The sequence below is a fragment of the Streptacidiphilus carbonis genome, from assembly GCF_000787775.1.
GTDB classification, from domain to species: Bacteria; Actinomycetota; Actinomycetes; order Streptomycetales; family Streptomycetaceae; genus Streptacidiphilus; species Streptacidiphilus carbonis.
The window spans coordinates 22,785-38,166 of record NZ_BBPM01000013.1 but is presented as its reverse complement, the minus strand read 5'-3'; the positions used below and the strand labels follow the sequence as shown (position 1 = coordinate 38,166).

The following is a 15,382-nucleotide window of genomic DNA, read 5'->3' as shown; positions in this document are numbered from 1 at the left end:
CGCCACCAGCAGCTCAGTCGCAGCTCGCAGAGGCAGGCAGAGGCACACAGAGGCACGCAGACGACAGTCGCAGACGCTTACTCGCAAAGGGGTCAGACGCATGGCGGACAAGGCAAGGAGCGGTGCCGCGGGCGCACGCCGCGCGGAGACGTCCGTGGCCGGACCCGGAGACGTGGGGGAGGGGACCGTGGTCCGACGCAAGACCGAGGCCGTCGCTCGGCCGACCACCGCCCGGCCGAGCGGGAGCAGGGCCAGGACCGCTCCGGCCGCGACCCCAGCCGCGGAGCCGGCCCCGCCCGGGGCGCCGGTCGCGGCCGGAGCGCTGCCGGTCCGGCCCGGCGAGGATCCCTGGACCGAGCAGGAGGTCGCCGAGCTCCGGCAGGAGCTGGAGACCGAGGCGGCCGGGCTCAGCGCCGAGATCGCCGCCTCCGAGGAGGCCGTCAGCGGCCTGATGCGGGACTCCGGCGACGGCGCCGGGGACGACCAGGTCGACGCCGGGACCAAGAACATCTCCCGCGAGCACGAGATGTCGCTGGCCGCCAACGCCCGCGACATGCTCGCCCAGACCGAGCGCGCGCTGGCCCGGCTCAACGGCACCGGGTTCGGCCTGTGCGAGTCCTGCGGGGAGCCGATCGGCAAGGCCAGGGTCCAGGCCTTCCCCCGGGCCACCCTCTGCGTCCAGTGCAAGTCCAAGCAGGAGCGGCGCTAGCGGCAAGTGACGGGTGGCGCGGACCAGTCCGCGCCACCCGGTGGGCGTACCGTACGCTCGACGTAGGACCACCCCACTCGGTGTAGCGGAGAGCATCATCAGTACCCCAGGTTTCCAGAAGGCTCCGGCGGCTGACTCTGCCGCGCCCGCCGACTCCGCCGAGACCGCCGGCGAACAGGTGGCGCGGCGCAGGCGCAGGATCGGCGTACTCCTCTCCGTCGCCCTGCTCGCCTACCTGCTGGACCTCGGCAGCAAGCTGCTGGTCGTGGCCAGGCTGGAGTACCACGAGCCGATCCGGATCGCCGGGGACTGGGTGATGCTCCAGGCCATCCGCAACCCCGGAGCCGCCTTCGGCATGGGCGCGGCGATGACCATCGTGTTCACCGTCATCGCCACCACCGTGGTGGTGGTCATCTGCCGGCTCGCCCGCAAGCTCTACAGCCTGCCCTGGGCGATCGCGCTGGGCCTGCTGCTGGGCGGCGCCTTCGGCAATCTGACGGACCGGATCTTCCGCTCGCCGTCCACCTTCCGCGGTGCGGTGGTCGACTTCATCTCGGTCAAGCACTTCGCCGTCTTCAACCTGGCCGACTCGGCGATCGTCTGCGGCGGCATCCTGGTGGTGCTGCTCTCCTTCCTCGGCACCAACCCGGACGGCACGACGATGCGCGAGCACACGGACCGGTCCGACGCCGACGCCGCCGAGGCGAACTCCGCCGAGGACGGCGACGGCAAGGACTGACGCGGCTCCCGTCCGCCCGCTGCCGACGGCGTGATGGCGGGCCGGACCCGGCCGGTCCGGCATACTCGTTCAGGTGAGCACCGTTCCGCAGATCCGAAACCTGCCCGTACCCGAAGGCCTTGAGGGTGAGCGTGTCGACGCCGCCATCGCCCGGATGTTCGGGTTCTCCCGCACCAAGGCCGCCGAGCTGGCCGCGGAGGGCAAGGTGACGCTGGACGGCACCCCGGTGGGCAAGTCCGACCGGGTGATGGCCGGTGCCTGGATGGAGGTCGAGATCCCGGCACCGCCCGCGCCCGTGCAGATCGTCGCCGAGCGCATCGACAATATGAAGATCGTCTACGACGACGACGACCTGGTGGTCGTGGACAAGCCGGTCGGCGTCGCCGCCCACCCCAGCCCCGGCTGGACCGGTCCCACCGTCATCGGCGGCCTGGCCGGCGCCGGCTACCGGATCTCCACCTCCGGCGCGGCCGAGCGCCAGGGCGTGGTGCACCGCCTGGACGTCGGCACCTCCGGGCTGATGGTGGTCGCCAAGTCCGAGCGCGCCTACTCGCTGCTCAAGGGGCAGTTCCGGGACCGGACCGTGGAGAAGAAGTACAACGCCCTGGTCCAGGGCCACCCCGACCCGATGTCCGGCACCGTCGACGCCCCGATCGACCGGCACCCCAGCAACGACTGGAAGTGGGCCGTGGTCGCCAACGGCAAGCCGTCGGTGACCCACTACGACCTGATCGAGGCCTACCGGGCCGCCTCGCTGCTGGACATCAAGCTGGAGACCGGCCGCACCCACCAGATCCGGGTGCACATGTCCGCGCTGCGGCACCCCTGCGTCGGCGACATCACCTACGGCGCCGACCCCACCCTGGCCAAGCGGCTCAAGCTCACCCGGCAGTGGCTGCACGCGGTCCAGCTCGGCTTCGAGCACCCCGGCACCGGCGACTGGGTGGAGTTCCGCAGCGAGTACCCCGAGGACCTGGCCCGCGCCCTGGAGATCATCAGTGCCGACAGCTGACCCGGCGTCCGATCCGAAGCCCGACCGTGCGTCCGGTCCCGCGGCCCGGATACGCGTCGCCGTCTCGCCCGCCGACCTGGAGACCGTCCACGCCATCAGGCGCGAGGTCTTCATCGTCGAGCAGAACGTCCCCGAGGACGAGGAGTGGGACGACCTCGACGCCGCCTCGGTGCACCTGCTGGCGTTCGGCGCGGACGGCGCTCCGCTCGGCACCGGCCGGCTGATCCACGGCGAGCAGGCCCTACGCCAACTCTCCGGGGAGCGACCCCCCGTACCCCCACGCAAACCCCACGTGGCGGACGTCCAGCGGGCGGACACCGCACCGGGTCACGACGGGGAAACCGTCGACCGGGCAGGAACCGTACTGCTCGGCCGCCTCGCGGTACTGTCCGTCGCTCGGGGCACCGGCGTGGGCGCGGCTCTGGTCCGCGCCATCGAGGACGAGGGCCGCGCCCGCGGCGCCGTCGAGCTGGAACTGCACGCCCAGGTCCACGCACTGGGCTTCTACGAGCGCCTCGGCTACACCGCCGAGGGCCCGGAGTACCTGGACGGCGGTATCCCCCACCGCACGATGACCCGATCCCTGGCAGGCTGATCGGGAACGGCGCCGGCGAGCGGGAGGGGTGGTCAGCGGGTGACCCAGCTGATGCTGCTCTTCGTCGTGCTGCTGGCGTCGGTCGTCACCACCCCGCTCGCCGAGCGCATCGGCTTCCCGCAGCCGGTGATGATGACCGTGGTCGGCATGGTGATGGCGGTGCTGCCGTTCGTCCCGAACATCACCCTGGAGCCGGACCTGATCCTGCCGTTGGTGCTGCCGCCGCTGATCTACGCGGCGGCCCAGCGCTCCACCACCCGCTACTTCAAGGCGAACTCCCGGGTCATCCTGCTGCTCGCGGTCGCGCTGGTGCTGGTCACCACCGCCGTGGTGGCCTGGGCCGCGCGCTCGATCATGCCCGCGCTGCCGCTGGGCGCCGCCGTCGCGCTGGGTGCGATCATCTCCCCGCCCGACCCGATCGCCGCCGCCGCGGTGGCCGGCAGCGTCGGCCTGCCGCGCCGGCTGATGGGCATCCTGGAGACCGAGGGCCTGTTCAACGACGTCACCGCGCTCGTCGTCTACGGGCTGGCGGTGGACGCCGTGGTCAGCGGCCACTTCTCGACCCTGAACGCGATCGGGCTGCTGGTGCTCTCGGCCGTGCTCGCCGTGGTCATCGGCGTCGGCCTGGGCTGGCTCAGCGGCAAGATCATGAGCATGCTGGACGACCCGACCCTGCAGGTCGCGCTCAGCCTGCTGGTCCCCTTCGCGGCCTACTCCCTCGCCGAGGAGCTGCACGGCTCGGGCGTCCTCGCGGTCCTGGTCTGCTCCCTCTGGATCAACGACCGCACGGTGGGCGCCGACGACGTCGGCTACCGCCTGGTCGGCAGCGCCTTCTGGGACGTGGTGGAGCTGCTGATCTCCGGAATGGCCTTCGGCCTGATCGGCCTGGAGCTGGCCAGCGTCCTCAAGGAGGTGGGCCATGCCTGGACCGGCATGCTCGGGGACGCCGCCCTGGTCATCGTGGTGGTGGTCGGCGTCCGCTTCCTCTGGCTGCTGCCCGGCGCCTGGGTCACCCAGCAGTGGGACCGCCGCATCGGCGAGCGCGAGGAGGCCGCGCCGCTGAGCTGGCGCGAGTCGGTGGTGCTGTGGTGGTCCGGGATGCGCGGGGTGGCCTCGGTGGCGCTGGCGCTGGCCATCCCGCTCGGGGTGCACAGCGGGGAGTCCTTCCCGGGCCGGGACGAGATCGTCTTCATCGCCTTCTGCGTGGTGCTGTTCACCCTGCTGGTCCAGGGCATGTCGCTGTCCTGGGTGGTCCGGCGGCTGCACCTGAGCCGCGACGAGGACGCCGAGGACGCGGCGGAGCGGGCGCTCTGGTACCGGGTCTCCAAGGCCGGGCTGCGCCGGCTCAAGGAGCTCGCCGACGCCGAGGACCTACCGGAGGAACTCGTCGACCGGCTGAAGCAGCGTCAGACCGACCGCCTGGCCCGCAACCGCCCGGACATGTACGACGAGGACCAGCGCGCGGAACTGAAGCAGCGGGTCCGTCAGGTCCGGCTGTTCCAGCAGGTCGAACAGGAGATGCTGGCCGCCGGCCGCGCCGAGATGCAGTTCGCCCGGATGGAACCCGGCGCCGACCCGGAACTGGTCGACCGGGTGATCCGCAGACTCGACATCCGCAGCGCCCCGAACTGAGCCGGGGCACGTCCAACTCCCGTGCCGCGACCTGGTCCTGACCGGGCAGGGCGCCTGCGGTGGCGCGGCTGGGAGACGGGTGTGGGGGATTTTCCAATTGTGTGTGTTCTGCAGTGATGAGGTGACTAACGTGTGGCGACACTGACCGTCCGCACCTCGGAGGACCCTGTGCCCGCCTGCATATCCGGATCTGCCCGCCGCATCGCGGCCGGTGTCGCCGCCCTTGCCGCAACGGCGCTGCTGGCCGCCTGCGGCCCGACCTCGGCATCGGCGTCGGCCTCGCACCAGTCACCGACCGCGGTGACCGCGGTGACCACCGACCCCGCGACGGCCGCGCCGTCCACCCCGGCGGCCACGACCGCGGCGCCGACGACCGCCGCGCCCACCACCGCCGCACCGGCCACCCGCCGCCCGAGCGCCACACCGACGGTTCACCACGCCACCGCAGCCGCCACCAGGCCGGCGGCCAGGGCCACCACGCCGACACCCACGCACGCCGCCACCAAGGCCGCCACCCATCCGGCCGCCACCTGCACGATCGTCTCCAATGCCGGCAACTGCTACAAAGCCGGCCAGTTCTGCCGCAACACGGATCTGGGGAAGACCACCGACGACGCCAACGGGAGGCTGCTGAAGTGCGCCATGGAGAGCGGGCGCCCGCACTGGCAGTACGCCTGAGGCTCCTGGGGCTGCGAAAAGTGGTGCGATTGATACACTGTGTTACGCATGATGCACCCAAAGCACCCGTCAGCACGTCTCCGGCGTGTGTCGTCGGTCTCACTTCGAAAATGTGTCGACGGGCCGTCAGATTCTGCTGACGGCTCGTCAAATTCCAGGGCTGACAGTGCCCCTATCTACTGACGGCTCGTCAGAAATCATGCGGTAAACGGCCATTGCAGCTCCGGGGTGGCCCGGACTCCAATACCGCCGGGCCATTCGCCGGACTAGCATCGACCGGGTTGTCGACGAGATGAGGACCGATGGCCACGGCCGTGTACGCCCCGCACCTGGAGAACGCCGAAGCCCCGAGCGGGCTCGCGCTGTTCCCCGGGCGCCCCGCACACGCTCCGCGCACCCTTCTCGACATCCTGGACGCCACCGTCGCGGCCCACCCCGACGAGCCCGCGCTCGACGACGGCCGCGGCTACCTGACCTACCGCGCGCTCGCCGCCGAGGTGGACGCGCTGCGGCGGACCCTGGCCGCCGCCGGGGTCGGCCGGGGGGACCGGGTCGGGGTCCGGGTGCCCTCCGGCACCGCCGACCTGTACGTGTCGATCCTGGCCGTGCTCGCGGCCGGCGCCGCCTACGTCCCGGTGGACGCCGAGGACCCCGACGAGCGCGCCGCGCTGGTCTTCGGCGAGGCCGGGGTCCGCGCCGTGCTCGGCGCCGACCGGTCGCTCACCCTGACGGGGCACGCCCAGCAGGGCACGGAGGCCGCGCAGTCCTCGCAGGGCACGGAGGGCCGCCCCGGCCTCGCCGACGACGCCTGGATCATCTTCACCTCCGGCTCCACCGGTAAGCCCAAGGGCGTCGCGGTCACCCACCGCAGCGCCGCCGCCTTCGTCGACGCCGAGGCGGCCCTGTTCCAGCAGGAGGAGCCGCTGGGCCCGGGGGACCGGGTGATGGCCGGGCTCTCGGTCGCCTTCGACGCCTCCTGCGAGGAGATGTGGCTGGCCTGGCGCTACGGCGCCTGCCTGGTCACCGTCCCCCGCTCGCAGGTCCGCAGCGGGGCCGACCTCGGCCCCTGGCTGGTCGAGCAGGAGATCACCGTGGTCTCCACCGTTCCCACCCTGGCCGCGCTCTGGCCCGCCGACGCGCTGGGCGACGTCCGGCTGCTGATCTTCGGCGGCGAGGCCTGCCCGCCCGAACTGGCCGAGCGGCTGGCCACCGAGGGCCGCGAGGTCTGGAACACCTACGGCCCCACCGAGGCCACCGTGGTCGCCTGCGCCGCGCCGCTGACCGGGGAGGCCCCGGTCCGCATCGGCCTGCCCCTGGACGGCTGGGAGCTCGCCGTCGTGGACGAGCAGGGCCAGGTCGTCGGCATGGGCGAGAGCGGCCAGCTGGTCATCGGCGGCGTCGGTCTGGCCCGCTACCTGGACCCGGAGAAGGACGCCGAGAAGTACGCCCCGCTGGAGTCGGTCGGCTGGGAGCGCGCCTACCGCAGCGGCGACCTGGTGCTGGCCCAGCCCGAGGGCCTGGTCTTCCTGGGCCGGGCCGACGAGCAGATCAAGCTCGGCGGCCGCCGGATCGAGCTCGGCGAGGTCGACGCCGTGCTGCAGGCCCTGCCCGGGGTCAGCGGCGCCGCAGCCGCCGTGCGCACCGCCCGCAGCGGCAACCAGCTGCTGGTCGGCTACCTGGTCACCGACCAGTCCGCCGAGCAGCCGTTCGACCAGGAGGCGGCGGTCCGGCAGCTGCGGGCCGAGCTGCCCGCCGCCATGGTGCCGCTGCTCGCTCTGGTCGACGACCTGCCGGTGCGCACCTCCGGCAAGGTCGACCGCAATGCGCTGCCCTGGCCGCTGGCCCAGCTGGAGACCAAGGGCGCGGCCGAGCAGCTCTACGGCACCGAGGCCTGGCTCGCCGAGCAGTGGACCGAGGTGCTCGGCGTGCCGGTGGGCAGCGCCAAGGACGACTTCTTCGCCATCGGCGGCAGCAGCCTGGGCGCGGCCCGGCTGGTCACCCTGATCCGGGCCCGCTACGCGGCCATCGCCGTCAGTGACGTCTACCAGGCGCCGGTCCTGCGCGAGCTGGCCCGCAGACTGGAGAAGTCCGCGCAGGGCACCGGCTCGGTCCGTGAGATCGAGCCGACGCCGCGCCGGGCCGGGGCCCTGCAGAGCTTGCTGATGATCCCCCTGCTCACCGTCGTCGGGCTGCGCTGGACCGTCGCGCTCGCCGCGCTCGCCACCGTCCTGGGCTGGTGGAACCTGGGCGCGGGCGCCTCCTGGTGGGCCGTGGTGCCCGCCGCCGTGCTGCTGTGGTCCCCGCTCGGGCGGATCGGCATCGCGGCGGGCGGCGCACGGCTGCTGCTGCGCGGCGTCCGGCCCGGCAGCCACCCGCGCGGCGGCGGCGTGCACCTGCGGCTGTGGGCGGCCGAGCGGCTGGCCGAGCTCAGCGGCGCCACCGACCTCTCCGGCGCCTGGCTGGTCCGCTACGCCCGCGCGCTCGGCGCCAAGGTCGGCCCGGACGTGGACCTGCACACCCTGCCGCCGGTCAGCGGCATGCTGAAGCTCGGCAAGGGCTGCGCGGTCGAGGCCGACGTCGACCTCAGCGGCTGGTGGCTGGACGGCGACCTGCTGCACCTCGGCCCGGTCAAGGTCGGCGCGGGCGCCGTGGTCGGCACCCGCTCGATCCTGTTCCCGGGCGCCCGGGTCGGAAAGCGCGCCGAGATCGCCCCCGGCTCGGGCGTCACCGGCCAGGTCCCCACCGGCCAGCGCTGGGCCGGGGCCCCGGCCGTCAAGACCGGCCGCGCCAACCACGCCTGGCCCAAGGACCGCCCGGCCCGCACCCGCTTCTGGGCCGCGATGTACGGGGCCGCCGGCACGGCCCTGAGCCTGCTGCCGCTGGCCGCCGCCCTTCCCGCGATCGCCGTCTTGGCCGCCTTCGTCCAGCCGGGCGGGATCGGCGCGGTCCTGGGACACGCGCTCATCGCCGTCCCGCTGGCCACCGCCACCGGCTTCCTCGCCTACGCCCTGCTGGTCCTGGTCGCCGTCCGGCTGCTGGGGATCGGGCTGCGGGCCGGGCACCACCCGCTGCACAGCCGCACCGCCTGGCAGGCCTGGACGGTCATCCAGCTGATGGACCTGGCCCGGGGCGCGCTGTTCCCGCTCTACGCCGGCCTGATCACACCCACCTGGCTGCGGGCGCTGGGCATGAAGGTCGGCCAGGGCGTCGAGGCGTCCACCGTCCTGGCGCTGCCCAGCATGACCACCGTCGGCGACGGCGCCTTCCTCGCCGACGACACCCTGATCGCCCCCTACGAGCTGGGCGGCGGCTGGCTGCGCATCGACGAGGCGGAGATCGGCGAGCGCGCCTTCCTCGGCAACTCGGGGATGACCGCGCCCGGCCGCAGCGTTCCGGACCGGGGCCTGGTCGGCGTCCTCTCGGCCACCCCCAAGAAGGCCAAGAAGGGCAGCTCCTACCTCGGCATGCCGCCGATGAAGCTGCCGCGCCGCGCCGAGGACGGCGACCAGAGCCTGACCTACGCCCCGGCCCGCCGGCTCAAGGTGATGCGGGCGGCCATGGAGCTGTTCCGGATCGTGCCGGTGATGGTGTCCGTCGCGCTGGGACTGTGCGTGCTGGCGGTCCTCGCCGAGATCGCACAGGTCGGCGGACTGCCGCTGGCGGCGCTGTGCTCCGGCGCGGTGCTGCTGGCCGCGGGAGCGGCCGCCTGCCTGGTGTCGCTGGCCGCGAAGTGGCTGCTCATCGGCCGGTTCAAGGCGGTCGAGCACCCGCTCTGGAGCAGCCACGTCTGGCGCAACGAGCTCGCCGACACCTTCACCGAGGTGCTGGCCGCGCCCTGGCTGCTGAACGCCGCGCCCGGCACCCCGCTGCTCAACCTCTGGCTGCGCGGCCTGGGCGCGGGCATCGGCCGCGGCGTCTGGTGCGAGAGCTACTGGCTGCCCGAGGCAGACCTGGTCGCCCTCGGCGACGGGGTCAGCGTCAACCGCGGCTGTGTACTGCAGACCCACCTGTTCCACGACCGGATCATGCGGATGGACACTGTCACCCTCCAGGAGGGTGCCACCCTCGGCCCGCACGGTATCGTCCTGCCCGGAACCACCGTCGGGGCCCGCACCACGCTGGGACCCGCGTCCCTGGTGATGCGCGGCGAGTCCGTCCCGGCGGACAGCCGCTGGCTGGGGAACCCGATCGCGCCCTGGGTCTGACGGTCCGACGATTTGAGGGCGGCACCGCACCAACCGCACTGGAGCAGAGCAGCATTGAGCGCCAAGCAGACGTCGCCCCGTCCCCGGTCGGCAACCGACCCGTACTTCCCGACCCACGGCGACATCCGCTACCACGTGCACCGGTACGAGCTGACCCTCGACTACCGCCCGGCGCCCAACCGGCTGGCCGGGGCCGCCAGGCTCACCTGCCTGACCGGCCCCGAGCCGCTCGCCGACGTGGTGCTGGACTTCGCCGACTTCCGGATCACCCGGGTCCTGGTCGACGGCCGCACGGTCCGCTGGACGCACCGCGCGGGCAAGCTGCGGCTGCGGCCGGCCCGGCCGCTGCGGCCCGGCGCGGCGTTCACCGTCGAGGTGCACTACAGCGGGAACCCGCGCCCGGTGCGCAGCGAGTGGGGCACGCTCGGGTGGGAGGAACTGGAGGACGGCTCACTGGTCGCCAGCCAGCCCATCGGCGCGCCGTCCTGGTACCCGTGCAACGACCGTCCCGCGGACAAGGCCGCGTACCAGATGTCGATCACCGCGCCGAGCCCCTACACGGTGGTCGCCAACGGCAGGCTGCTCACCCGCACCACGAGGGCCTCCAGCACCACCTGGGTCTATGAGCAACCGGTGCCCACCGCAAGCTATCTGGCGACCGTTCAGGTCGGCCAGTACCAGGAGCTCACGGTCTCCGCGGGTCCCGTCCCGCAGACCGTGTACGCCCCGGCCCGGCTGATCGGCTCCTGTGTGCACGACTTCGCCCACCAGCCGGCCATGATGAGCCTGTTCACCGACCTGTTCGGTCCTTACCCCTTCGGCGAGTACGCGGTGGTGGTCACCGACGAGGAGTTGGACGTCCCGGTGGAGGCCCAGGGGCTCTCCACGTTCGGCGCCAACCATGTCGACGGCCGCCGCGGGAGTGAGCGGCTGGTCGCGCACGAGCTGGCGCACCAGTGGTTCGGCAACAGCGTCACCGTCGCGGACTGGCGGCACATCTGGCTCAACGAGGGCTTCGCCAAGTACGCGGAGTGGCTGTGGTCGGAGCGCTCGGGGGGGCTCGCCGCGGCGGGGCACGCGGCGGCGGCCCACGCGAAGCTGCGGGCCCTGCCCCAGGACCTGGTCCTGGCCGACCCGGGCCGCAGCCTGATGTTCGACGACCGCCTCTACCAGCGCGGCGGCCTGGTCCTGCACGCCCTCCGCGGGGTGCTGGGCGAGGGCCCGTTCTTCACCCTCCTCCGCGAATGGGCTGACGCCCACCGCAACTCAGTGGTGACCACAGCCGACTTCACGTCCCTGGCCCAGCACCACAGCCCCCGCCCCCTCCACGCCTTCTTCACGGAGTGGCTGTACAGCGGGACCCTGCCGGCACTGGCGAACTGAGCCGGACCATGCAGAACGTAAGGGGCGCGGGGAGACCTGTGCGCATGGCCGGCCCTGCAACCACCTGGGGGCGCGGGGAACTGCGCTGCCAACCATGCACCTCCGTAGAGGGCTGGTCGCGCAGTCCCCGCGCCCCCAGGTAGTAAGGGGCTGTTGTCAGCGGACAGGTTCCCCGCGCCCCTTAGAGCAACTACGCCGCCGTAGAAGGTGCTACGCCGATGCCCAGACGCCCGGGCCGAGCAGGCCCTTGATGTCGCTGGCGAACCCGCTCTCCGCCTCGACCAGGAAACCCAGTTCGAAGAGCACGCTCTTCACCCGCCCCTCCAGCAGCAGCCGGACCGGCGTCTCCCCGGGGTGGGCCCGCATCGTCCGCTTGAGCTCCGCGACCAACTGCGGGGTGATCTTCCGCTCCGGGATGTTGAGTTGGATCGGCGGCTTGCCGCCCAGCTCCGCCGAGGAGATGTCCAGCGGCGCCATCTCCGAGCCGAAGATCGACAGTGCCCCGTCGCGCTCGTTCAGCCGGCCCTTGACGGCGACGACGTTGTCCTCGATCAGCTCCTGCTGGATCAGCATGTAGTTCTTGGGGAAGAACAGCACTTCCACCGACCCGTCGCGGTCGGCCAGCGTGACGATGGCCCACGCGTTGCCGGCCTTGTTGATCCGGCGGTCCACGCCGGTGATCAGCCCGGCCAGCTTGACCTCGCCCTCGGTGCGGCCCGAGCCCAGCAGCTCCGCGATGGACACATCGCGGTTGCGGGCCAGGATGTGCTCCGCGCCGTCCAGAGGATGGCTGGAGACGTAGAGGCCCAGCATCTCCCGCTCGGTCGAGAGCAGGTGCTTGCGCGGCCACTCCTTGTCGTCCAGCGTGAAGTCCAGCCCGATGCCGGGCGCGTCCGTCCCGTCGTCGATCGCGCCGAACAGGTCGTCCTGGCCGATCGCCGCCTGCTTCTTGACGCCGATCACGGCGTCGATCGCGGTCTCGGCCACGGCCACCAGCCCGCGGCGGGTGTGCCCGAGCGAGTCGAACGCCCCGGCCTTGATCAGCGAGTCCACCGCGCGCTTGTTGCAGACCGGCAGCTCGACCTTGTCCAGGAAGTCGGCGAAAGCCGTGTACTTGCCCTTGGACCTGCGCGTCTCCACCAGTGAGTCGATGACGTTCTCGCCGACGTTGCGGATCGCCTTGAGGCCGAAGCGGACGTCCTCGCCGACGGCGGTGAAGTCGGTGACCGACTCGTTGATGTCGGGGGAGAGGATCCTGATCCCGGCGGCACGGGCGTCCGCCAGGTAGATCGCCATCTTGTCCTTGTCGTCGCCGACCGAGGTCAGCAGCGCGGCCATGTACTCGGCCGGGTAGTTGGCCTTGAGGTAGGCGGTCCAGTAGGAGACCAGGCCGTAGGCAGCGGAGTGCGACTTGTTGAAGGCGTAGCCGGCGAACGGGACCAGCACGTCCCACACCGCCTGGATGGCCTCGTCGCTGTAGCCGCGCTCCTTGCAGCCCGCGTGGAAGGGGACGAACTCCTTCTCCAGGACCTCCTTCTTCTTCTTGCCCATGGCCCGGCGGAGCAGGTCGGCCTGTCCCAGGCTGTACCCGGCCAGCACCTGGGCTGCTCGCTGCACCTGCTCCTGATAGACGATCAGACCGTAGGTGGGGCCGAGGACGTCCTTGAGCGGCTCCTCCAGCTCCGGGTGGATCGGGGTGATCTCCTGCTGGGCGTTCTTCCGCAGCGCGTAGTTGGTGTGCGAGTTCATGCCCATCGGGCCCGGACGGTACAGCGCCGAGACGGCGGAGATGTCGGCGAACTCGGTGGGCTTCATCAGCCGCAGCAGTGCGCGCATGGGGCCGCCGTCGAGCTGGAACACGCCCAGGGTGTCGCCGCGCTGGAGCAGTTCGAAGGTGACCGGGTCGTCCAGCGGGATGTCGTCGCAGACCACGTCCTGGCCGCGGTTGGCCTTGATGATCTTGATGCAGTGATCGATGATGCCCAGGTTGCGCAGACCCAGGAAGTCCATCTTGATCAGGCCCATGTTCTCACATGAGGGGTAGTCGAACCCGGTGATGATCACGCCGTCCTTGTCACGGCGGTGCAGCGGGATCAGTTCCAGCAGCGGCGTCGAGGAGAGGATCACCGCGGCGGCGTGCACGCCGGTGCCGCGGATCAGGCCCTCGATGCCCAGCCCGGTGTCGATGATCTTCTTGACGTCGGGTTCGTTCTCGTAGAGGGAGCGGATCTCCGTGCCCTCGTTGTAGCGCGGGTGCTCGCTGTTGAAGAGGTCCTTGAGCGGGACGCCCTTGCCCATCACGTCCGGCGGCATCGCCTTGGTGATCCGGTCGCCCATGGCGAAGGGGTAGCCCAGGATCCGCGAGGAGTCCTTGACGGCGGCCTTGGCCTTGATCGTGCCGAAGGTGTTGACCTGCGCGGTGTAGGCGGCGCCGTACTTCTCGCTGACGTAGCGGACCATCTGGTCGCGCTGGCGGTCGTCGAAGTCGATGTCGACGTCCGGGGGGTTGATGCGCTCGGGGTTGAGGAAGCGCTCGAACAGCAGGTCGTGCTCGATCGGGTCGAGCTGGGTGATGCCGGTCAGGTAGGCGATCATCGAGCCGGCCGCCGAACCACGGCCGGGGCCGACCGGGATGCCGTTGTCGCGGGCGTACTGGCAGATGTCGGCGACCACGAGGAAGTAGCTGGAGAAGCCCATCGGGTCGATGACGCTCATCTCGAGCTCGATCCGGTCCAGCACGTCCTGGCCCGGGTTGTCGCCGAACCGGACCTTCAGCCCCTCGTCGATCTTCTTGCGCAGATAGCTGACCTGGTTCTCGCCCTCGGGCACGTCGAACTGCGGCATCCGGTCGACGTAGGTGAAGACCTCCTGGTACGACTCGATCCGCTCGGCGATGGCGAGGGTGTTGTCGCAGGCCTCGGGGAGTTCGCGGAACAGCTCGCGCATCTCCTCGGAGGTCTTCAGGTAGTAGCCGGAGCCGTTGAACTTGAAGCGGTTCGGGTCGTCCTTGTTCTTGCCGACGCCGATGCACAGCAGGTTGTCGTGCGCGTCCGCCTGGTCGGCGGTGACGTAGTGCGAGTCGTTGGTGGCCAGCAGCGGGATCCGCAGCTCCTTGGCCAGCCGCAGCAGGTCCTCGCGGACGTCGCGCTCGATGCCGAGCCCGTGGTCCATCAGCTCCAGGAAGTAGTTCTCCCTGCCGAAGATGTCCTGGTAGGCGGCGGCGGCCTTGACGGCCTCCTCGTACTGGCCGAGCCGCAGCCGGGTCTGCACCTCGCCGGAGGGGCAGCCGGTGGTGGCGATGATGCCCTCGGCGTTCTGCGAGATCAGCTCGCGGTCCATCCGGGGCTTCATGTAGTAGCCCTCGATGGACGCGAGCGAGGAGAGCTTGAAGAGGTTGCGCAGACCCCTGGCGTTCTCCGCCCACATGGTCATGTGGGTGTAGCGGCCGCCGCCGGAGACGTCCTTGCCGCCCTCGCCGCCGGCGTCCGCGCTGGGGCGGCCGCCCTGCTGGCCCCAGAAGGTCTGCTTCTTCTCGAACCGGGAGGCGGGCGCCACGTACGCCTCGATGCCGATGATCGGCTTGACCGGATGCTTCTCCGCGAGATGGAAGAACTCGTACGCGCCGAACATGTTGCCGTGGTCGGACATGGCGATGGCGGGCATCCCCTGCCGCTCCACCTCGGCGAACATCTTGCCGTTCTTCGCGGCCCCGTCCAGCATCGAGAACTCGGTGTGAACATGCAGGTGAACGAAGCTGTCGGCCACGGTGCGGGCGCTCCTCGGGCAAGGGGGCGAGTGCGGGAAGCCTCCACCCTAGCGCGCGCTCAGGGCGTGTCGGGACCGTCCTGCGCAGGTGTCTGCCAGACCACAGGAGGGGCCTGCGGTTTGGGAGTGAAGAGGGCGGTGAGGGCGAGCAGGGCGATCATGGCGAAGGCCGGCCAGGTGAGCAGCACACCCTTCGCGGTGAGCTTCAGCGGGCCGTAGAAGGTCTGCCCGGCGGGCACCGACTTCGCCGTCGCGATGACGTTCCCGCCGGGGCCGAGCGCGGTGCCGAGCCACATCGCGACGAACGCGCCGAGCAGTCCGCCGGCGGCCAGTCCGAGGGCGACGGTGATCCCGCCCTGGCGGCGGCGGGAGAGCCAGTAGGCAACCGCGCCCACGACCAGTCCGGCCCCGGCGCCGAGGATGGCGAAGGTGCCGTCGGCGCCGATGGCCTGCTCGCCCTCGGGGTCCTTGAGGTAGACCGCGGAACTGTCCGCGTAGAGCGGCACCTTGGGCGCCAGCCAGTGCCAGAGGAAGCCCATCAGCACCCCGAGCAGCGCGGAGCCCGCGAGCAGCGTGACGGCGATCAGCGCCTCGGTCCGGACGCTGCGCGCGGGCCCGGCCGCGGGGGCGGCGGCGGGAGCCGGGCCGGCCGGGTGCTCCGGCT

Annotated in this window: 10 protein-coding genes; 8 read left to right on the top strand and 2 right to left on the bottom strand. The window is 71.6% G+C overall.

From position 1 onward, the window contains the following. Nucleotides 1-154 precede the first annotated feature (154 nt). From TR46_RS44190 to TR46_RS12490, 8 genes are all read left to right on the top strand, one after another. Nucleotides 155-709 (top strand): TraR/DksA family transcriptional regulator, encoded by a 555-nt coding sequence (locus TR46_RS44190; RefSeq protein ID WP_369405986.1) that lies wholly within the window; start codon nucleotides 155-157, stop codon nucleotides 707-709. A 40-nt stretch (nucleotides 710-749) separates the two neighbouring features. Next, entirely contained in the window at nucleotides 750-1,448 is a 699-nt protein-coding gene (gene lspA / locus TR46_RS12520) for a signal peptidase II (protein ID WP_439654353.1), read from the top strand. 73 nt (nucleotides 1,449-1,521) lie between these two features. After that, nucleotides 1,522-2,460 (top strand): RluA family pseudouridine synthase, encoded by a 939-nt coding sequence (locus tag TR46_RS12515; RefSeq protein ID WP_042398677.1) that lies wholly within the window; start codon nucleotides 1,522-1,524, stop codon nucleotides 2,458-2,460. Continuing rightward, nucleotides 2,447-3,055, top strand: coding sequence for a GNAT family N-acetyltransferase (locus TR46_RS12510; protein ID WP_042398675.1), 609 nt, complete (start codon nucleotides 2,447-2,449; stop codon nucleotides 3,053-3,055). Before TR46_RS12515 ends, TR46_RS12510 begins: the two co-directional genes overlap by 14 nt. Nucleotides 3,056-3,094: 39 nt before the next feature. Beyond that, complete coding sequence (locus TR46_RS12505; protein ID WP_042398672.1) at nucleotides 3,095-4,687, top strand: Na+/H+ antiporter; 1,593 nt, start codon at nucleotides 3,095-3,097, stop codon at nucleotides 4,685-4,687. A gap of 132 nt (nucleotides 4,688-4,819) precedes the next feature. Next, nucleotides 4,820-5,365 (top strand): hypothetical protein, encoded by a 546-nt coding sequence (locus TR46_RS42255; protein ID WP_042398669.1) that lies wholly within the window; start codon nucleotides 4,820-4,822, stop codon nucleotides 5,363-5,365. Nucleotides 5,366-5,667: 302 nt separating this feature from the next. Further along, the gene (locus TR46_RS12495; RefSeq protein WP_042398667.1) at nucleotides 5,668-9,570 is read left to right on the top strand and encodes a Pls/PosA family non-ribosomal peptide synthetase; all 3,903 of its coding nucleotides are present in this window, start codon (nucleotides 5,668-5,670) and stop codon (nucleotides 9,568-9,570) included. Nucleotides 9,571-9,624: 54 nt separating this feature from the next. Beyond that, the gene (locus TR46_RS12490; RefSeq protein ID WP_042398665.1) at nucleotides 9,625-10,953 is read left to right on the top strand and encodes a M1 family metallopeptidase; all 1,329 of its coding nucleotides are present in this window, start codon (nucleotides 9,625-9,627) and stop codon (nucleotides 10,951-10,953) included. Nucleotides 10,954-11,163: 210 nt separating this feature from the next. Here the strand turns inward: TR46_RS12490 and dnaE are convergent, their stop codons facing one another. Together dnaE and TR46_RS12480 are read right to left on the bottom strand one after the other, a co-directional pair. Then, nucleotides 11,164-14,718, bottom strand: coding sequence for a DNA polymerase III subunit alpha (gene dnaE / locus TR46_RS12485; RefSeq protein WP_042398661.1), 3,555 nt, complete (start codon nucleotides 14,716-14,718; stop codon nucleotides 11,164-11,166). A gap of 59 nt (nucleotides 14,719-14,777) precedes the next feature. Further along, nucleotides 14,778-15,382, bottom strand: a 605-nt coding sequence (locus TR46_RS12480; protein WP_369405985.1) for a DUF2567 domain-containing protein, incomplete at its 5' end; no start/stop codon positions are given.

Bases quoted from the DNA above. Each gene is read 5' to 3' on its own strand.
- TR46_RS12495 (WP_042398667.1), top strand. From the start codon at position 5,668: ATGGCCACGGCCGTGTACGCCCCGCACCTGGAGAACGCCGAAGCCCCG.